General features: G+C 64.3%; 17 protein-coding genes. 3 read left to right on the top strand and 14 right to left on the bottom strand.

Annotated elements, in window-relative coordinates; genetic code table 11:
- Nucleotides 1–201: 201 nt before the first annotated feature.
- The 7 genes from GWG65_RS37035 to glpD all read right to left on the bottom strand — a co-directional run bounded on the left by GWG65_RS37035 (nucleotide 202) and on the right by glpD (nucleotide 7,969).
- Entirely contained in the window at nucleotides 202–1,944 is a 1,743-nt protein-coding gene (locus GWG65_RS37035) for an ABC transporter substrate-binding protein (RefSeq protein ID WP_275200359.1), read from the bottom strand.
- A 127-nt stretch (nucleotides 1,945–2,071) separates the two neighbouring features.
- A complete protein-coding gene (locus GWG65_RS37030; RefSeq protein ID WP_275200340.1) occupies nucleotides 2,072–2,401 on the bottom strand; it encodes a DUF2160 domain-containing protein in 330 nt (109 codons plus the stop codon).
- 63 nt (nucleotides 2,402–2,464) lie between these two features.
- Entirely contained in the window at nucleotides 2,465–3,271 is an 807-nt protein-coding gene (locus GWG65_RS37025; protein WP_275200339.1) for a carbohydrate ABC transporter permease, read from the bottom strand.
- Entirely contained in the window at nucleotides 3,271–4,245 is a 975-nt protein-coding gene (locus tag GWG65_RS37020; RefSeq protein WP_275200338.1) for a sugar ABC transporter permease, read from the bottom strand. Before GWG65_RS37020 ends, GWG65_RS37025 begins: the two co-directional genes overlap by 1 nt.
- Nucleotides 4,245–5,330, bottom strand: coding sequence for an ABC transporter ATP-binding protein (locus GWG65_RS37015; protein WP_148743781.1), 1,086 nt, complete (start codon nucleotides 5,328–5,330; stop codon nucleotides 4,245–4,247). The genes GWG65_RS37020 and GWG65_RS37015 overlap by 1 nt, the downstream gene beginning before the upstream one ends.
- A gap of 12 nt (nucleotides 5,331–5,342) precedes the next feature.
- Complete coding sequence (locus tag GWG65_RS37010) at nucleotides 5,343–6,422, bottom strand: ABC transporter ATP-binding protein (protein WP_275200337.1); 1,080 nt, start codon at nucleotides 6,420–6,422, stop codon at nucleotides 5,343–5,345.
- Entirely contained in the window at nucleotides 6,419–7,969 is a 1,551-nt protein-coding gene (gene glpD, locus GWG65_RS37005) for a glycerol-3-phosphate dehydrogenase (protein WP_275200336.1), read from the bottom strand. Before glpD ends, GWG65_RS37010 begins: the two co-directional genes overlap by 4 nt.
- 229 nt (nucleotides 7,970–8,198) lie before the next feature.
- Between glpD and GWG65_RS37000 the strand changes: the two genes are divergently transcribed.
- Both GWG65_RS37000 and GWG65_RS36995 read left to right on the top strand, forming a co-directional pair.
- The gene (locus GWG65_RS37000) at nucleotides 8,199–8,474 is read left to right on the top strand and encodes a type II toxin-antitoxin system Phd/YefM family antitoxin (RefSeq protein WP_275200335.1); all 276 of its coding nucleotides are present in this window, start codon (nucleotides 8,199–8,201) and stop codon (nucleotides 8,472–8,474) included.
- Nucleotides 8,471–8,896 (top strand): type II toxin-antitoxin system VapC family toxin, encoded by a 426-nt coding sequence (locus tag GWG65_RS36995; protein ID WP_275200334.1) that lies wholly within the window; start codon nucleotides 8,471–8,473, stop codon nucleotides 8,894–8,896. Before GWG65_RS37000 ends, GWG65_RS36995 begins: the two co-directional genes overlap by 4 nt.
- Nucleotides 8,897–8,900: 4 nt before the next feature.
- On the opposite strand, the gene GWG65_RS36990 is transcribed toward GWG65_RS36995, so the two are convergent.
- Nucleotides 8,901–9,752, bottom strand: a complete 852-nt coding sequence (locus tag GWG65_RS36990; RefSeq protein ID WP_275200333.1) for a DeoR/GlpR family DNA-binding transcription regulator — start codon at nucleotides 9,750–9,752, stop codon at nucleotides 8,901–8,903.
- Between the two features lie 91 nt (nucleotides 9,753–9,843).
- Nucleotides 9,844–10,518, bottom strand: a complete 675-nt coding sequence (locus GWG65_RS36985) for an HAD-IA family hydrolase (RefSeq protein WP_275200332.1) — start codon at nucleotides 10,516–10,518, stop codon at nucleotides 9,844–9,846.
- 152 nt (nucleotides 10,519–10,670) lie between these two features.
- Between GWG65_RS36985 and GWG65_RS36980 the strand changes: the two genes are divergently transcribed.
- The gene (locus GWG65_RS36980; protein WP_275200331.1) at nucleotides 10,671–11,135 is read left to right on the top strand and encodes a nuclear transport factor 2 family protein; all 465 of its coding nucleotides are present in this window, start codon (nucleotides 10,671–10,673) and stop codon (nucleotides 11,133–11,135) included.
- Nucleotides 11,136–11,280: 145 nt separating this feature from the next.
- Here the strand turns inward: GWG65_RS36980 and GWG65_RS36975 are convergent, their stop codons facing one another.
- The 5 genes from GWG65_RS36975 to GWG65_RS36955 all read right to left on the bottom strand — a co-directional run bounded on the left by GWG65_RS36975 (nucleotide 11,281) and on the right by GWG65_RS36955 (nucleotide 17,736).
- Nucleotides 11,281–11,472 carry a hypothetical protein gene (locus tag GWG65_RS36975; RefSeq protein ID WP_275200330.1) on the bottom strand — a complete coding sequence of 64 codons (192 nt, stop codon included), beginning with the start codon at nucleotides 11,470–11,472 and terminating at the stop codon, nucleotides 11,281–11,283.
- A gap of 168 nt (nucleotides 11,473–11,640) precedes the next feature.
- The gene (locus GWG65_RS36970) at nucleotides 11,641–12,051 is read right to left on the bottom strand and encodes an acyl-CoA thioesterase (protein ID WP_275200329.1); all 411 of its coding nucleotides are present in this window, start codon (nucleotides 12,049–12,051) and stop codon (nucleotides 11,641–11,643) included.
- 35 nt (nucleotides 12,052–12,086) lie between these two features.
- Nucleotides 12,087–14,183, bottom strand: a complete 2,097-nt coding sequence (locus GWG65_RS36965) for a 3-hydroxyacyl-CoA dehydrogenase NAD-binding domain-containing protein (RefSeq protein WP_275200328.1) — start codon at nucleotides 14,181–14,183, stop codon at nucleotides 12,087–12,089.
- A gap of 2 nt (nucleotides 14,184–14,185) precedes the next feature.
- Complete coding sequence (locus tag GWG65_RS36960; protein ID WP_275200327.1) at nucleotides 14,186–15,469, bottom strand: acetyl-CoA C-acetyltransferase; 1,284 nt, start codon at nucleotides 15,467–15,469, stop codon at nucleotides 14,186–14,188.
- The gene (locus GWG65_RS36955) at nucleotides 15,469–17,736 is read right to left on the bottom strand and encodes an acyl-CoA dehydrogenase (RefSeq protein WP_275200326.1); all 2,268 of its coding nucleotides are present in this window, start codon (nucleotides 17,734–17,736) and stop codon (nucleotides 15,469–15,471) included. Before GWG65_RS36955 ends, GWG65_RS36960 begins: the two co-directional genes overlap by 1 nt.
- Between the last annotated feature and the right edge of the window lie 329 nt (nucleotides 17,737–18,065).

Below are 18,065 nucleotides of genomic sequence, written 5' to 3'. Positions count from 1 at the left end.
GCCCCGCGCAGGCGGGGCATCCAGTAACCACCGGCAGAGCGATTCAATCGAGGGGCCGCGGCGTACTGGATCGTCCGCCCCAGTGCGCAAGTGCGCACAAGGCGGACGATGACAGCGGAGGGGAATCGAGAGCGCGGTGCGCCAGGCGAAAAGAAAAAAGGCCGGGACTTCTCCCGGCCTTTCGTGGTTATGAGATGTATCTTACTGCAGCGAGGCGCGCTTGGGCGGGGTTGCCGGCCACGACTTGATCAGCGTGTCGTAGTCGACCGTCTCGCCCTTCGGCTTCTCGTTGGCGAGCTTGCGCTGAGGAGCAATCGTGCCGTCCTTCTGGGCCTTGGCGAACCAGTACTCGGCCGTTTCCTTCTTGTGCAGCTTCGGACCGCAAGCACCCTGCACGCCTGACTTCTCCAGGCGTTCCATGACGGAGTCCTGAGCTGCGGCAAGCGAGTCCATCGCAGCTTGCGGCGTCTTTGTACCGGACGACGCATCGCCGATATTCTGCCACCAGAGCTGCGCCAGCTTCGGATAGTCGGGCACGTTGTTGCCGGTCGGGGTCCACTGCACGCGCGCGGGCGAGCGGTAGAACTCGATCAGGCCGCCGAGCTTCGGCGCTCGCTCCGTGAACGACTTGTCCCAGATGTCGGACTCACGGACGAAGGTGAGACCGACATGGCTCTTCTTCAGCGACACCGTCTTCGAGACGATGAACTGGAGATAGAGCCAGGCCGCCTTGCGGCGATCCGCGGGGGTCGACTTCAGAAGCGTGAGGGAACCAGCGTCCTGGTAGCCGAGCTTCATGCCTTCTTTCCAGTACGCGCCATGCGGCGATGGAGCCATACGCCACTTCGGCGTACCGTCCGCGTTCATCACGGCGATGCCCGGCTTCACCATGTCGGCGGTGAAGGCGGTGTACCAGAACATCTGCTGGGCGATATTGCCCTGCGCCGGCACCGGACCAGATTCGGAGAAAGTCATGCCCTGCGCCTGCGGCGGAGCATACTTCTTCATCCAGTCCAGATACTTCGTGATCGAGTAGACCGCGGCCGGGCCGTTGGTGTCGCCACCACGTTCGACCGAGGAGCCGACCGGACGGCAGCCTTCCATGCGGATGCCCCACTCGTCGACCGGCAGACCGTTCGGAATGCCCTTGTCACCGTTGCCGGCCATCGACAGCCAGGCGTCGGTGAACCGCCATCCGAGCGAGGGGTCCTTCTTGCCATAGTCCATATGGCCGTAGACCTTGACGCCGTTGATCTCCTTGATGTCGTTGGTGAAGAACTCGGCGATGTCCTCATAGGCGGACCAGTTCACGGGCACGCCGAGCTCGTAGCCATACTTGGCCTTGAACTTGGCCTTGTAGTCGGGGTTGGTGAACCAGTCGTAGCGGAACCAGTAGAGGTTGGCGAACTGCTGGTCGGGCAGCTGATAGAGCTTGCCGTCCGGTGCGGTGCCAAAGGACTTGCCGATGAAGTCGTTGACCTCGAGCATGGGGTCGGTGACGTCCTTGCCCTCACCGGTCATGTAGTCCGACAGCGCGATGGTCTGGCCGTAGCGGAAGTGCGTGCCGATCAGATCGGAGTCGTTGATCCAGCCGTCATAGACGTTCTTGCCGGACTGCATCTGGGTCTGCAGCTTCTCGACCACGTCACCTTCCTGGATGATGTCGTGCTTGAGCTTGATACCGGTAAGTTCGGAGAACGCCTTGGCCAGCGTCTGCGACTCATATTCGTGGGTCGTGATGGTCTCGGAGACGACGTTGATCTCCATGCCCTTGAAGGGCTCGGCGGCTTTGGCAAACCACTCCAGCTCCTTCTTCTGGTCTTCCTTCGACAGCGTCGAGGGCTGGAATTCCGCGATCCACTTCTGGATCGCAGCGTCGTCGGCGGCGCGGACCGGCGCCGAGACGGCGAACGACACCGCGATAAGCGCGGCGGCGCTCGACATGGTCAGAAAATTGCTCTTGGTCAATGGACGTTCCCTTCTCCTAAACTGCCGCATGTTGTTCCTCCGTTGCAGCGACAAACTTTATACAGGCCCGGGTTGCTCCCGGATCTGGCCGTCCCTTCGCGAGCTAGACCGTGCGAAAAATGAGCACGGCCGTGACAAGCGAAATTCCTGATGCGAGCCACAGGCGCGAAATCTCAATGCCCTCCTCGCCGATTGGTAGCGTGGCCAGCGCGTCGGTGCCGACGAAGGCGATCCACAAGAGATGGATGACCGCAGCCGTGATCAGCGAGATGAACAGGCGATCGCCGCGCGTGGTCGGAATGCGCAGCACGCCGACGCGCTCGGCCTCGGGATAGACCGCGGCGAGCCAGGTCATCACGGCGAGCGTGCAGGCGAGCGCCGCGAAGAAAATCGCGGTCGGCAGCGTCCAGGCCATCCATGCGATGGATTCCATAAGCCCTACTCCTTGCGCATGATCTGGTCCGAAAACCGGCTTCCATTTTTCGGGATCATGCGCCTAGACCCGGCCGAGCGCGAAGCCGCTCGCGATATAATTGCGGACGAACCAGATCACGAGCGCGCCCGGAATGATGGTGAGCACGCCTGCGGCAGCTAACAAGCCCCAATCCATGCCGGCCGCCGACACCGTGCGCGTCATGATCGCCGCGATCGGCTTTGTCTGCACCGAGGTCAGCGTCCGCGCGAGCAGCAGCTCGACCCAGGAGAACATGAAGCAGAAGAAGGCGGCGACGCCGATGCCGCTTGCGATCAGCGGCACCAGGATCTTGATGAAGAAGCGCGGGAAGGAATAGCCGTCGAGGAAGGCGGTCTCGTCGATCTCGCGCGGCACACCGGACACGAAGCCTTCGAGGATCCACACCGCCAGCGGCACGTTGAAGATGCAGTGCGCGAGCGCGACCGCCCAGGGCGTATCGAACAGCCCGATCGCCGAATAGAGGTTGAAGAACGGCAGCGCATAGACCGCCGCCGGCGCCATGCGGTTCGACAGCAGCCAGAAGAACAAATGCTTGTCGCCGAGGAAGCGGTAGCGCGAGAACGCGTAGGCCGCCGGCAGCGCCACCGAGATCGAGATGATGGTGTTGAGGACGACGTATTCCAGCGAGTTGATATAGCCGGAATACCAGCTCTCGTCGGTGAAGATGCGCTTGTAGTGCTGCAGCGTCGGCGCGTGCGGCCACAACGTCATCGTCGAGACGATCTCGGCGTTGGTCTTGAAGCTCATGTTGACGAGCCAGTAGATCGGCAGCAGCAGGAAGACCAGGAACAGCGCCATGATGACGCGGCGGCCGGGAATTGAGTGCATCAGGCCACTCCTTCCTTTGGCTTGAGTGCGGGCACGGGCTTGAGCCCGGCCGAAGCCTTGAAATCCACCGCCGGCTCGCTCTCCGCCTGGACTTTGCGCTCGGCGCCGGCATTGGTCATGACGGTGTAGAAGATCCAGCAGACGATCAGGATGATCAGATTGTAGACCAGCGACAGCGCGGCGGCCTTGCCGAGGTCGAACTGGCCGAGCGCGATCTTGACGAGCTCGATCGACACGAAGGTGGTCGAGTTGCCCGGCCCGCCACCGGTGACGACGAAGGGTTCGGTGTAGATCATGAACGAGTCCATGAAGCGCAGCAGCACCGCGATCAGCAGCACACGGTTCATCTTGGGCAGCTGGATCGCGTTGAACACGGCCCAGCGCGAGGCGCCGTCGATCTGCGCGGCCTGGTAATAGGCCTCCGGAATCGACTTCAACCCGGCATAGCAGAGCAGCGCAACCAGGCTGGTCCAGTGCCAGACGTCCATCACGATCACGGTGACCCAGGCGTCGATGTCGTTGGAGACGTAATTATAGTCGATGCCGATGGCGTTGAGGACATAGCCGAGCAGGCCGATGTCGGGGCGGCCGAAAATCTGCCAGATCGTGCCGACCACGTTCCACGGAATCAGCAGTGGCAGTGCGAGGATGACGAGACAGGCCGCCACCGTCCAACCCTGGCGCGGCATCGACAGCGCGACGACGATGCCGAGCGGCACCTCGATGGCAAGGATCACCAGCGAGAAGAACAGATTGCGCCCGAGCGAGGCCAGGAAGCGGCCGCCGAGATCGGTCGAGGGATCGAGCAGCTCCTTGAACCAGCCGACGCCATTCCAGAAGAACTGGTTGTTGCCGAAGGTGTCCTGCATCGAATAGTTCACCACCGTCATCAGCGGCAGCACCGCCGAGAAGGCGACGACCAGGAATACCGGCGCTACCAGGAACCAGGCTTTTTGGTTGACGGTCTTGTCCATCAGGCGGCTCCCTCCACCAGAAGGCTGTCGGCATAGACGTGAACGTGCGACGGATCGAATTTCAGCCCGGCCGTGCCGTCCGAGCTGGTAAAGCCCGCCGGCGAGCGCGCCGCGAGCTTGGCATCGCCGACGCGGACGCGCGCGAAGCGGATGCGGCCGAGATCGTCGATGCGATCGATCTTCGCGGTCAGCAGGCCGGGTGCCGGCGTGACCGCATCGACGAATTCCGGACGCACGCCGATCTCGATCTTCGCGCCCGCCGGCAGGCTGTCATAGCTGCGGTTGAGCGCAATGACATGGCCGCCGATCCGCGCTTCGCGTCCCCTCACCTCGGCCGGCAGGATGTTCATGCCGGGCGAGCCGATGAAATAGCCGACGAAGGTGTGCGCCGGTTTGTCGAACAGCTCGGCCGGCGTGCCGCTCTGCACCACCCGGCCGTCATGCATGACGACCACGGTATCGGCGAATGTCAGCGCCTCGGTCTGGTCGTGGGTGACGTAGATCATGGTGAGGTCGAGCTCGCGATGCAGCGCCTTCAGCTTCGAGCGGAGCTGCCATTTCAGCTCGGGATCGATTACCGTCAGGGGCTCGTCAAACAGCACGGCGGCAACGTCGGAGCGGACGAGACCGCGGCCGAGCGAGATCTTCTGCTTGGCGTCGGCGGTGAGGCGCGTGGCCTTGCGATTGAGATAGGGTTCGAGATCGAGCAGACGGCCGATCTCGGCGACGCGCTTGTCGATCTCGGCCCTTGGCACGCCGCGATTCTTCAACGGAAACGCCAGGTTCTGCCCCACCGTCATGGTGTCGTAGATCACCGGAAACTGGAACACCTGGGCGATGTTGCGCTTCTGGGTTGACAGCGGTGTGATGTCGTCGCCGTCGAACAGGATTCTTCCGCGGGACGGCGTGATGATGCCGGAAATGACGTTGAGCAGCGTGGTCTTGCCGCAGCCGGACGGCCCGAGCAGCGCATAGGCGCCGCCCTGCCGCCAGGTCATGGTCACCGGTTTCAGCGCAAAGCTGTCCTGCGGCGCATCATTGCCGCCGTAGGAGTGGGCGAGGTCGACGAGGTCAATGCGGGCCATGGCGCATCCCCCTCAAGAATTGCCCGGTGCCGCGACCAGCCGGTCAGCAGCATCGAAGACAAAAACGTCGTTGGGATCGAGCACGGCATCGATGGTCTGGCCGGGCTCGAACTCGTGCACGCCGTGAAGCACCGCAACCCAATTCGATCCGTCGCGGGTCAAATGCACGAAACTCTCCGAACCGGTGATCTCGGTCACCGTCACCGTGGCATGGAAGGCGTGGCGGTCAGTCTCGCCATTGGCGAGCGCAAGCTGATGCGCACGAAAACCGACGCGATAGGCGCCGTCGGCCAGCGTCGAATAGAGACCAGACGCCGGCGCGGCGATGCCTCCCGCATATTGCACGGAGCCATTCTTCTTCTCGATGCCGACGAGGTTGAGCGGCGGATCGGAGAACACCTGCGCAACCCGCAGCGTCTGCGGCCGGCGGTAGACGTTGGGCGTCTCGCCGATCTGGAGCGCCCGGCCCTCCCACATGCAGACCGTGTTGCCGCCGAGCAGCAGCGCCTCGGTCGGCTCGGTAGTGGCATAGACGAAGATCGCGCCGGACGCCTCGAAGATGCGCGGCAGCTCGGTCCGCAGCTCCTCCCGCAGCTTGTAATCGAGATTGGCGAGCGGCTCGTCGAGCAGCACGAGATCGGCACCCTTGACCAGCGCGCGCGCGATCGCAGTGCGCTGCTGCTGGCCACCGGAGAGCTGGAGCGGTGTGCGCTTCAGGTACGGCTCGAGCCTGAGCAGCCTTGCGGCCTCCGCGACGCGCTTCTCGATCTCCGCGCGCGGCTTGCCCTGCACGCGCAGCGGCGAGGCAATGTTCTCATAGACCGTGAGCGATGGGTAATTGATGAATTGCTGGTAGACCATCGCCACCGAACGCTGGCGCACATCGGCGCCGGTGACGTCCTTGCCGTCGACCAGCACCTTGCCCGCGGTCGGCTTGTCGAGACCGGCGAGCAGCCGCATGATCGAGGTCTTGCCGGACAGCGTCGGCCCGAGCAGCACGTTGAGCGTGCCACTCTCGAGCGTCAGCGAGACGTCGCGAATATGCGGAACTCCCTCGACGGAGCGCGTCACGTGATCGAGCGTCACAGTCATGAGCGTCCTCCTGCTTCCAGCAGGGGATTTTGCGGCACGGCGTGGGTTGCAATCCAGTCGTCCAGGCCCGCGATCTCGTCAGCAGATAGTCGCAGGCCGAGCTTGGAACGGCGCCAGACGATGTCCTCGGCGGTGACGGCCCATTCGTTGGCCATGAGGTAGCAGACCTCGCGCTCGGTCAGCGTCGCGCCGAAGGGCTGGCCGAGATCGGCTGCCGATTTGGCATCGCCGAGCAGCTTGATGGCACGGGTGCCATAGGCGCGCGCCAGACGCCGCGCGTGCGCGTGGCTGAGGAAGGGATAGCCGCGCTGGAGCTCCGCGATCAGGCCTTCGACATCGGACACGCCCATGTCGCCGCCGGGCAGCGGCCATTTGCCGGTCCAGCCCTCGCGCGCCTTGGCGCTGTGAAGATGTGGCGCGAGCCGCTCCAGCGCCTCTTCGGCGAGGCGGCGATAGGTCGTGATCTTGCCGCCGTAGATCGACAGCAGCGGCGCGCCGCCGGGCATGTCGAGCTCGAACACGTAGTCGCGGGTGGCGGCCTTGGCTTCGCTGGCGCCGTCGTCATAGAGCGGACGCACGCCGGAATAGGTCCAGACCACGTCGTCAGGCGTCACCGGCTTGGCCAGATATTCGCTCGCCGCTGTGCAGAGATATTGGATCTCCTCGGTCGTCGCCTTCACCTTGGAGGGATCGCCATCATAATCGCGGTCGGTGGTGCCGATCAACGTGAAATCGTCCTGATAGGGAATGACGAAGATGATGCGGCCGTCCGCGTTCTGGAACATGTAGGCGCGGTCGTGGTCGTAGAGCTTCTTGACCACGATGTGCGAGCCCTGCACCAGGCGTACCTTGGCCTTGGCATTGACGCCGGCACCGCGGCCGAGCACGTCCTCGACCCAGGGTCCGCCGGCATTGACCAGCGCGCGAGCCTGGATCGACGAGCGGGCACCGGTCAGCGTGTCGACCATGCTCACGGTCCAGATGCCGTCGGCCTGGCGGATCTCGCTGGCGCGGGTGCGGGTGCGGATCTCGGCGCCCTTGTCGGCGGCATCGCGCGCGTTGAGCACGACCAGGCGGGCGTCATCGACGAAACAGTCGGAATATTCGAACGCGCGGGTGTAGCGATTCGGGATCAGCGGACGACCGACCTCGTCACGTCTGAGATCGACCGAACGGGTCGCCGGCAACAGATGCCGGCCGCCGATGTGATCGTAGAGGAACAGGCCGAGCCGCAGCAGCCAGGCCGGGCGCAGGCCCGAATGATGCGGCAGAACGAAACGCAGGGGGCGGATGATATGGGGCGCGATGCCCCAGAGAATCTCGCGCTCGATCAGTGCCTCGCGGACCAGGCGAAACTCGTAATATTCGAGATAGCGCAGGCCGCCGTGCACGAGCTTGGTCGACCAGGACGACGTCCCGCTGGCCAGATCGTTCATTTCGCACAGGAAAACGCTGTTGCCGCGGCCCACCGCGTCGCGCGCGATGCCGCAGCCGTTAACACCGCCTCCGATAATGGCGAGGTCGAATATACGCTCCAACAGACGCATCCCCCGGCGGCCGCTCGTTCCGTCGAGCGGTTACTTTCGTTTTTGATTAGATCACAGCGAAAAACGAAAGCAAGATGAAAGAGAGGAGAAAGGAAGCGAAAGGCGGAACTTTTTCTTGGGCGGTGGGGATGATGAAATGAGCAGCTTCAAGAGATTTCGGGCAGCACCATTGCTCTTGAGGTCGTCGACGACCATTATAGTCGGACTAGTCATATTGGTCTTGAACTGCATGACAGAACGCAGCACTAGCTCACCGGCGACCGACTCCTGGACGCTTGCCAACGCCAAGGCCCGGCTCTCGGAGGTGATCGACCGTGCCCAGACGGGCCCGCAAATCATCACCCGACACGGCAAGCCCAATGCGGTGATCGTTTCCGCCGAGGAATGGGCGCGCAAGACGACGCGCAAAGGCACCCTGGCTGAATTCCTGCTGGCTTCGCCGTTGCGCAGCGCCGACCTCGAGCTTGAACGCGTGCACGACGCGCCGCGCGACGAGATGCCGTGAACCTACTGCTCGACACCAACGTGCTATCGGAGGTCCAGAGGCCGGCGCCTTCGCCGAAAGTCTTGGCATGGCTTGATACGATCGACGAGGATCGTGCGTTCATCAGCGTGGCATCGATCGCCGAGCTTCGCCGCGGCATCGCACTGCTGGAGGACGGCCGTCGGCGCGCAGCACTGGCCGCCTGGCTTTCCCACGATCTGCCGGAGCGTTTTGCCGGGCGCACCCTGCCGATCGACCACGTGGTGGCGGAACGCTGGGGCGACCTGATGGCGCAGAGCCGCAAAAGCGGCGTTGCGCTGTCCGTCATGGATGGCTTCTTTGCCGCAACCGCGCTCGCAAGCAACCTCACGCTCGTCACGCGCAATGTGAAGGATTTTGCGGCATTCGACGTCCCGCTGCTCAACCCGTGGGACGACGCATAAAATCCTAGCGCAGCCGCACCACCGGCGCGGCTTGGGGCGCCGCGTCCGGCGCAGCCTCGACCGTCGCATCATCGATCTCGTCCGCCGCCTTCGGCATCGCCGCCATCACCTCGATGCCCTTGCTATGGCAGATCGTGGCGAGGCGCTCGGGCAGCTCCTGGTCGGTGACGAAGGTCTGGATCTGGCTGATATGAGCGATGCGGACCGGCGCGCTGCGGCGTAGCTTGGTCGAGTCCGCGACCAGCATGACGCTGCGGGCGTTGGCGATGATGGCCTGGGCCACCTGCACCTCGCGATAGTCGAAATCGAGCAGCGCGCCCTCCTCGTCGATCGCGGAGGCGCCGATGATGGCGTAGTCGACCTTGAACTGGCCGATCAGCTGCGTCGCGGTCGAGCCGACCACGGCGCCGTCGGCGCGCCGCACCGTGCCGCCGGCGACCACCACCTCGATGCGGGGATGGCGGTAGAGCAGCATGGCGACGTTGAGATTGTTGGTGATGACGAGCAGATCCTCGTGCGAGGTGAGCGCGCTCGCGACCTCCTCCGTCGTGGTGCCGATGTTGATGAACAGCGAGCAGCCGTTCGGGATCAGCGACGCGGCCGCAGTGCCAATCGCTTTCTTCTCCTCCGCGGCAACGAAACGGCGCGCCTCATAAGCGAGATTCTCGACGCCGGAGGCGATGATGGCGCCGCCATGGATGCGGGTCAGCGAGCGGCGTTCGCAGAGATCGTTGAGATCCTTGCGAATGGTCTGCGCCGAGACCTCGAAGCGGCGCGCGAGCTCCTCGACCATCACCCGGCCGGAGGCGCGCGCGATGTTGAGGATTTCGGCTTGGCGATGGGTCAGTCCGGTCACGGCGAGCGCCTCAAATCAGGAAAGAGCCATGGTGCGGCGGTTCGTGCGGCCGGTCAATGCAAGAGCCGATCACGGTTATTGGATGAGGCCCTCACCATGCCATGGCGGCGGCGAGGCGAGCAAGCAGCTCCGGATCGTCGTAGGCGCTGGCGGAGGCGACCGCGCCGGCGGCAACAAGGTCGGCGTGGCCGAGGGTCGTCCGCATGCCTATGGTCGGTATTCCCGCAGCCGCGGCCGATTGAACTCCCGAACGGGAGTCCTCGAACGCGATCGATGCCTGCGCGCTGGCACCGACGAAGCGCAGTCCTTCCTGATAGGGCAGCGGATGCGGCTTGCCATGCGGCAACTCGTCGCCGATCACGATCGCCTTGAAGCGATGCGTAATGCCCAGCCCCGACAGCAACAGCTCAGCATTCAGGCGCGGCGCGTTGGTGACCGCGACCATCGGAATGCCGGCCGCGTCCGCGACGTCGAGCAGCGTCATCAGCCCCGGCAAAGGCTCGATCCGCCCGGCGACCAAATTGCGAAAAGTCAGTTCCTTCTCGTCCATGACGGCCGCGCGGAACGCCGGCGATTCGGCCGGCAGAAATCGCTCCCCGATCGAGGCGTTGGAGAAGCCCTGAATCTCTCTCTTGAAACGCGCATCATCGACCACATGACCGCGCGGTCCAAACACCAGATTGAATGCCTCACGGTGAAGGGCATCGGTATCGGCTAGCGTGCCGTCGATATCGAACAGCAATGCCTTGCCTGCGGCCTGCATCATTTCCGTGTTTCCTTCGCGCGCTGCTCATCAATGCGCGAGACGTATCAATACGCGCCGACATGCGCAATGCAGTGCTTGCATAACCACGACGTGCCCCTCGACAAACCCAAGCGCGGCTGCAACACTCGGTGCAAGATCAAAAAGGAGGAAACATGATCAACCGGCGCGACCTTTCCATCTCAGGTCTGGCTCTCTCGACCCTGGCCGTCTCCGCACTTGCTTTGGCGACCCCGGCCCTGGCAGCCTCGGCAGACGAAGAGGCGGTGGCAAAGAAAGTCGAGGCGTTCCGCCTGGCTCAGATCGCAGCCGACCCCAAGGCGCTCGGCGCACTCTGCGCCGACGAGGTGAGCTACAGCCATTCCAGCGGCAAGGTCGAGGACAAAGCAACCTTCATCGCCAACGCCACCGACGGCAAATCGAAGTTTTTGTCGATCGAATACCAGGACCGGACCATCAAGGTCGTCGGCCCCGCCGCGATCGTGCGCTTCCACTGGGTCGCAGAACAGGAAATGGCGGCCGACGGGAAAAAAGTGCCGACCAACCTTCACATCCTGATGAACTGGCAGAAGCAGGGCGACGACTGGAAGCTGCTCTCGCGCGCCGCAACGAAGTTGTAACGACGCCGTCATTCCGGGACGCGCCAGACGGCGCGGGCCCGGAATCCATTCATCGACATGTTTTGCGGCCCAATGGATTCTCAGATGCGCAATTGCGCATCGTAGCTCGCGCATTGCGCGCGCCGGAATGACGAGCGGGTGGCAACTACGCCGCTTCCTCCACCTCACCGTTAGCCAGCTTGCGCGCCGCGCGCTCGGCTTCGCGGGCGTTGCGGAAGAGCTGGCCTTCGAGACGGTTGAAACGTGGGGAGGAGGCGAAGAAGCAGTAGCCCCCCTGAGAACGAACGACGATACCTGCGGTCTGCGAATTGACTTCGATGATGTAGCTGTCCGGCATGGTCCGTGGATTCCTCAGTGCGGGCAAACAACGACACTCCCGCCCAAAGGTTCCTGGGCATTTGAGGCCGTTTCCACCCCGAATCGACAGGCAATTGGGTACGCCGGGACCTCATCCGTTTTATGACTTGTTCTTGGCGAAGACGCGACGGCTGCGGACGCAGCGCGGTCAGGTCGGGATCCGTGTATCGGTCTGGCTGATCGCCTGCGGTCGGCCGTGGTCGTCGATCGAGACGTAGGTAAAGTTTCCGTCGGTGACGAGGAACGGATGCGCTTCCCTGCGCCGCAGTGCCCAGGCTTCGAGATGTATGGTGAGCGAGGTGCGCCCCACACGCACGAGGTTGGCGTAGACCGAGACGAGATCGCCGACATAGACCGCCTTGCGAAAATTCATCGCCTCGATCGCGACCGTCACCGTGCGCGACTTCGCGACTTTCGAGGCGAACACGCCGCCGCCGACGTCCATCTGGCTGAGCAGCCAGCCGCCGAAGATGTCGCCGTTCGCATTGGTGTCAGCCGGCATCGCCAGCGTGCGGATGCAGAGATCGCCGCTCGGCTCGGTGTGCCCTTGTTCGCTCATGCCTCTCTCACTTGCAATTGCTCACTTGCAGTTGCTTACTTGAAATTGTCCCAGCCCGGATCGGGCGCGAACCGGCCGCCGAATCTCTCAGCCAGTGCGCGCAACGTGGATACGACATTCTCCACGCCACGTGCACGCGCATAGTTCAGCGGGCCGCCCCGGAACGGGGCGTAGCCGGTGCCGAAAATCATGGCGCCGTCGACCATGTCGGGATCGTCGACAATACCTTCGCGAAGAGCCGCAACGCAGACGTTGGACATCGGCAGCACCAGGCGGTCGATCATCTGGTCGGTGACACGTGGGCCGGTCTCGGGCAACGGCGCCTTCTCCGCCTTGCCGTCCTTCCAGACGTAAAAGCCCTTGCCGGTCTTGCGGCCGAGTTCGCCCCTGGCGACGTTATCGCGCAGCCAGGCCGGCGTCGGCGGCAAGAGATCGCCGAACTTGGTGCGGAGCATGTCGCCGACATCAAGACAAATATCGAGCCCGACCTGGTCGGCGAGTTCGATCGGCCCCATCGGCATGCCGAACTGTTCGGCCGCCGCATCGATCAGCCGCTTGTCGATCCTCTCGTCCAGCATCACCATCGCTTCCAGCATGTAGGGCGTCAGCGCACGGTTGACGAGGAAGCCGGGCGAGCTCTTCACGGACAGCGGCAGGCGGTCGATCGCGCCGACGAAGGCAAGCGCCTGCTTCAGCACCTCAGGGGCGTTGCCGTCATGGCTGACGACCTCAACCAGTTGGAGCCGCGACACGGGATTGAAGAAATGCAGACCGACGAGGCGCTCCGGCCGCCCCAGCGTCGTGCGCAGATCCTGGAGCGGGATGCTCGATGTGTTGGTCGCAAGAATCGCGCCCGGTTTCATCCGGGGCTCGAGGCCGGCATAGACCTTCTGCTTCAGCTCGAGCTTTTCCGGAACCGCCTCGATAATGAGATCCGCGTTGCGAACGCCCTCGCCGTCCATGTCGGGCATCAGGCGATCGAGCGCGTCGCGCACCTCGGTGGGTTTGCGGATGATCTTACCATAGAGCTCGGCCGCGCGCTTCACCGCGCCGGCGATCGGCTCGGCCTTCATGTCGGCGAGCGAGACGCGCATCCCCTGGCTCGCGCACCACGCCGCGATATCGCCGCCCATGGCACCGGCGCCGATGACGTGGACCTGCTTGATCGTGTTGCCGCTGCCGGCGGCCTTCTTCATCTGCTCGCGCAGGAAGAACACACGAATCAGATTTTGCGCGGTCGGCGTTACCATCAGCTTGGCGAACGAGCCCTGCTCGGCCCTGAGCATCGCGGCCTTGCTGCCGCCATGCGTCTCCCAGAGATCGATCAGCGCGTAAGGCGCTGGATAGTGCTCGCGGGATGCCGCCTTCGCCGCTTCGCTGCGCATGCGCTTGGCCAGAAGCCCGCGCACGGGTCCGAAATTCGCCGCGCGCGTCAAAAGGCCCGGCCGCGCCCGCTTCAAGCGGCCAAACAGCGCGTCCTTCACCGCGTTGCGGACGTGCCGCTCCTGCGTCACGGTATCGACAAGGCCGAGCGATCTGGCGCGGCGCGCATCGATGGTGCGGCCGGTCAGCATCAGGGCCATCGACTGCGTCGGATTGACCAGCGCGGTGAAACGCGCGGTGCCGCCGAGGCCCGGATGCAGGCCCAGCATCACCTCCGGGAAGCCAAAGCGCGCGCCGTCGATGGCGATGCGCGAGTGGCAGGCCAGCGCGACCTCGAGCCCGCCGCCGAGGCAGAAGCCGTGGATGACCGCGACCGTCGGCAGCTTCAGCGCTTCCAGATGATCGACCACGGCATGCGCGGCGCGGATGCGCGTCTCCACCATTGCGGGATCGTTGGCGCCGCGGAATTCGTTGACATCGGCGCCGGCGATGAAGCCGGACGGCTTTGCCGAGCGGATCACGAGGCCGGCAGGACGCTCGGTCTCGATCGCCGCAAGCACGGCGTCGAACTCCTCCAACACGTCGGAGGACAGCGTGTTGGCGCTTGTCTCGGCGCGGTCGAACAGCAGCCAGGCGACACCGTCGGCATCGCGCGTCAGCTTGAAGTGGCGGTAGGGGCTATCGGCCGCAAGCTGAGGCCCAAGCGTCAGCACGCGATCGCCGAATGCGGTCATGATCTTCGAGTCCATGGTCACACCGCCTCGATCAGCATGGCGCCGCCGAGCCCGCCGCCGATGCATTCGGTGGCAACCCCACGCCGCGTGCCGAGCCGCCTCATGGCGTTGACCAGATGCAGCACGATGCGGTTGCCGGAGGTGCCGACGGGATGGCCGAGTGAGATGGCGCCGCCATCGACGTTGAGCCTGTCGCGGTCGATCTCGCCGGCGGCGCCGTCGAGCCCGAGGATCTCGCGGCAGAACTTTTCGTCGTTCCAGGCAGCCAGGCAGCCCAGCACCTGGGTGGCGAAGGCTTCGTTCAGCTCCCAGGTCTCGACGTCCTTGATGGTGAGATTGTTGCGCTTCAGAAGCGGCGTCGCGGACATCACCGGGCCGAGCCCCATGATGCCCGGATCGAGCGCGGCCCAGTTGCTGTCAACGATGACTGCCTTCGGCGTCAATCCGTACTTTGCGACCGCCTCGTCGGAGGCGAGGATCACCCAGGAGGCGCCGTCGGTGATCTGCGAGGAATTGCCGGCGGTGACCTGGCCCCAGGGGCGCTCGAACACCGGCTTTAGTTTTGCCAGCGTCTCGGACGACGAGTCCGACCGCACGCCGTCGTCATGATCGAAGAACTTGCCGTCGCGGGAGAACGCGGTCTCGACCTCACCCTTCAGAAATCCTTCCGCCTGCGCATGTGCGAGCCGGCGATGGCTCTCGGCAGCATAGGCATCCGATTGCGCGCGCGTAATGCCGAAGAGATGGCCGACCACCTCCGCGGTCTGACCCATGTTCAAGTCCGTGACGGGATCGGTGAGGCCACGCTCGAGGCCGATGATCGGCTTGAGATAGCGCGGCCGCAACTTGAAGGCCGCGGCAAGCTTTGCGGCCATGCCCCTGGCGGTGGCAAGGCCGGCGAACCAGCGGACGCCGGAATTCGGCCAGACCAGCGGCGCGTGGCTCAACGCCTCGGTGCCGCCGGCGAGGATCATGTCGGCGTGGCCCTCGCGGATGTAGCGGTAGCCGGTATCGATCGACTGCATGCCGGAGCCGCAATTGATCTGCACCGTGAAAGCGACCATGTCCTCGCCCATGCCGAGCCTGAGTGCGGCGACGCGGGCCGGGTTCATCTCGTCCGCGATCACGTTGACGCAGCCGAGAATGACCTGATCGAAGGCGGTGGGCGCAAACGGCTGGCGCGCCAGCAGCGGCCGGCCGCATTGCACGGCAAGGTCCACAGGCGTGAACGGCCCGGGTCCCGAGCGTGCTTTTAGAAACGGCGTTCGGCTGCCGTCGACGATGAAAACCGGTCGTGCCATCAGCTCGCCGCCCTCTGTTCACCGAGTTCCTGGAAGAACTGATGCACATCGGGCGCTTTCTTGTAAATCGGCGACAGCGCCTCCGGCGCAAAATCATCGACCTCGATCACTTTTGTGACGGCCTCGCGGGCCGCCGCAAGCTGCTCGCCTTCTGCCTGCGTGATCACTCCCTTGGCCACGGCCTCCGTCCAGTCGCCGATATGCGCCGCGCGCATCCGCTTGGCGATGGCATCTGTGCCTGCAACCAGCTTGAACGCGCGCTCCAGCCGCACGAAGCCGCCGCCGTCGTCGACATAAGCGAGATCGGGCGTGAGGCGGTCGCGCGCGGCTGACGGCTCGAGCACGAGGCTTGCGCATTGGTGCACGACGCGGTCGCTCGGGCCGAGCACGCGGGCGCCGAAGGGCTGGACCACGAACTTGAGAAAGCCGGCGACGAAACGGTTGGGCAAATTGGCGAGGATTTCGGCGAACCTGTTCTCGATGGTCCTGAAGCCGGTCGCCATGCACCATTCCAGCGCGGCCAAATCCTCCTTCTGCCGGCCCTCATCCTGCCACCGCTTCAGCGCGGCCGAGAGCAGATAGAGCTCGGAGAGGATGTCGCCGAAGCGCGCTGACAGCATCTCCTTGCGCTTGAGCGCGCCGCCGAGCGTGAGCAGCGCCATGTCGGCGCAAAGCGCGAACGCGGCCGAATAGCGCGACAGCTGGCGATAGAATGGCGTCGCCTCACCGGCGTCAGGCGCCGGCGCAAAAGCACCAGACGTCCAGCTCCGGCCGAAGGCGCGGAACAACGTCCGAAAACTGTGGCCGACATGCTTCCAGAATGTCTTGTCGAAGGCGGTGAGCCCGCGGGCGCGGTCGGTGTCGGCCAGCGCGTTCATCTCGTCGAGCAGATAGGGATGGGCGCGGATCGCGCCCTGCCCGAACACGATGAGATTGCGGGTCAGGATATTGGCGCCTTCCACGGTGATGCCGACCGGCACGGCGCGGTGCAGATTGCCGAGATAGTTTTGCGGCCCGTCGATCACCGCCTTGCCGCCATGGATGTCCATGGCGTCGTCGACCGCGGTTCGCATCCGCTCGGTGGCGTGCAGCTTCATGATGCCGGAGATGACGGCGGGATGAACCCCGGCATTCAGTGCGGCGCAAGTGAGCCGCCGCGCCGCATCGAGCTGGTAGGCGGTGGCGACGATGCGCGCCAGCGGCTCCTCGACGCCCTCGAACTTGGAGATGGAGATGCCGAACTGCTCGCGAATGCGGGCATAGGCACCGGTGGTGCGCGCGGCATAGGCAGCGCCGGCGGCCGATAACGATGGCAGCGAAATGCCTCGGCCGGCGGCAAGCGCCGTCATTAGCATCTTCCAGCCTTGCCCCAATCGCTCCTGGCCGCCGATGACGTAGTCGAGCGGAATGAAGACGTCGCGGCCCCAATTGGGGCCGTTCTGAAACACCTGCATCGACGGCAAATGGCGTTTGCCGATCTCGACACCGGGAAGGTTGGTCGGGATCAACGCCACGCTGATGCCGAGCTCCTCCTGATCGCCGACGAGACGATCGGGATCATAGGCCTTGAAAGCGAGGCCCAGCAGCGTCGCGACGGGGCCGAGCGTGATGTAGCGCTTGTGCCAGTTGAGCCTGAGGCCGACGACTTCGCGGCCTTCGAAATTCCCTTTGCAGACGATTCCAGTGTCGATCATCGAGGCGGCGTCGGAGCCGGCTTCCGGACTGGTGAGGCCGAAGCAGGGAATGTCGCGGCCATCGGCCAGCCGCGGCAGCCAGCGCTCCTGCTGCTCCCTGGTGCCGAAGCGCATCAGAAGTTCGCCCGGCCCGAGCGAGTTCGGCACCATGACCGTGACTGCGGCGGCGATCGAGCGGGTCGAAATCTTGCGCACCACTTCCGAATGCGCAAAGGGCGAGAAGCCGCGGCCCCCAAATTCCTTCGGAATGATCATGCCGAAGAATTTCTCGCGCTTGACGAAGTGCCAGACGTCCTGCGGCAAGTCGCGCAATTCCCAAAAGATCTTCCATTCATCGAGCATGGCGCAGAGCTCGTCGACCGGGCCATCGAGGAAGGCCTGCTCCTCGTCGGTCAGTGTCGCCTGCGGCACCTTCAGCAATTTCGACCAGTCCGGGTGGCCGGCGAAGAGATCGGCATCCCACCAGACGTCGCCGGCCTCCAGCGCCTCGCGCTCGGTGTCGGACATCGCCGGCAAAACCCCGCGTGCCCAGGAGAAGATCGGCTTGGTGATGATGTCGCGGCGGAAGCTCATGGCTGACCTCATGGCAAGAACTTTTGGAGCGCGCGGATATCGGACATTTTAGCGGAAAGTGGCGGGGGTGAGTGAATACTTCGCTGGCAAAGAGAAGCGAATTGACGCGGCCGGGCGGCCGCCCCGGGGACCATAACGGCCGGGGCGAGGTGGCAGTTCCGCGGAGGGGCGCGGTGAAAAGCGGTAGCCCGGATGGAGCGAAGAGACTGGGCAGGAATTTGTTTTGCGTACCCCACTAAGCGGGCGAACCGAATTCCAGGCAGAAACCAGCTTTTGGTCGGAACATCAGGGTCTGGAGCCCGGCTATTATCGCTGAAGCGATGTTGAGC

Source organism: Bradyrhizobium sp. CSA207, from assembly GCF_029051685.1.
Classification (GTDB): Bacteria; Pseudomonadota; Alphaproteobacteria; order Rhizobiales; family Xanthobacteraceae; genus Bradyrhizobium.
Note: the sequence above shows the minus strand (reverse complement) of the source record. Positions and strands in the feature narration are given on the sequence as shown.

Excerpts from the sequence above, each read along its gene's own strand:
- GWG65_RS36970 (WP_275200329.1), bottom strand. The coding sequence starts at position 12,051 with ATGAGCGAACAAGGGCACACCGAGCCGAGCGGCGATCTCTGCATCCGC.
- GWG65_RS36955 (WP_275200326.1), bottom strand. The coding sequence starts at position 17,736 with ATGAGCTTCCGCCGCGACATCATCACCAAGCCGATCTTCTCCTGGGCA.
- GWG65_RS36985 (WP_275200332.1), bottom strand. The coding sequence starts at position 10,518 with ATGATGCAGGCCGCAGGCAAGGCATTGCTGTTCGATATCGACGGCACG.
- GWG65_RS36960 (WP_275200327.1), bottom strand. The coding sequence starts at position 15,469 with ATGGCACGACCGGTTTTCATCGTCGACGGCAGCCGAACGCCGTTTCTA.
- GWG65_RS37035 (WP_275200359.1), bottom strand. The coding sequence starts at position 1,944 with ATGTCGAGCGCCGCCGCGCTTATCGCGGTGTCGTTCGCCGTCTCGGCG.
- GWG65_RS37020 (WP_275200338.1), bottom strand. The coding sequence starts at position 4,245 with ATGGACAAGACCGTCAACCAAAAAGCCTGGTTCCTGGTAGCGCCGGTA.
- GWG65_RS36965 (WP_275200328.1), bottom strand. The coding sequence starts at position 14,183 with ATGGACTCGAAGATCATGACCGCATTCGGCGATCGCGTGCTGACGCTT.
- GWG65_RS36980 (WP_275200331.1), top strand. The coding sequence starts at position 10,671 with ATGATCAACCGGCGCGACCTTTCCATCTCAGGTCTGGCTCTCTCGACC.
- GWG65_RS37025 (WP_275200339.1), bottom strand. The coding sequence starts at position 3,271 with ATGCACTCAATTCCCGGCCGCCGCGTCATCATGGCGCTGTTCCTGGTC.
- GWG65_RS37030 (WP_275200340.1), bottom strand. The coding sequence starts at position 2,401 with ATGGAATCCATCGCATGGATGGCCTGGACGCTGCCGACCGCGATTTTC.
- GWG65_RS36975 (WP_275200330.1), bottom strand. The coding sequence starts at position 11,472 with ATGCCGGACAGCTACATCATCGAAGTCAATTCGCAGACCGCAGGTATC.
- glpD (WP_275200336.1), bottom strand. The coding sequence starts at position 7,969 with ATGCGTCTGTTGGAGCGTATATTCGACCTCGCCATTATCGGAGGCGGT.
- GWG65_RS37010 (WP_275200337.1), bottom strand. The coding sequence starts at position 6,422 with ATGACTGTGACGCTCGATCACGTGACGCGCTCCGTCGAGGGAGTTCCG.
- GWG65_RS37015 (WP_148743781.1), bottom strand. The coding sequence starts at position 5,330 with ATGGCCCGCATTGACCTCGTCGACCTCGCCCACTCCTACGGCGGCAAT.
- GWG65_RS37000 (WP_275200335.1), top strand. The coding sequence starts at position 8,199 with ATGACAGAACGCAGCACTAGCTCACCGGCGACCGACTCCTGGACGCTT.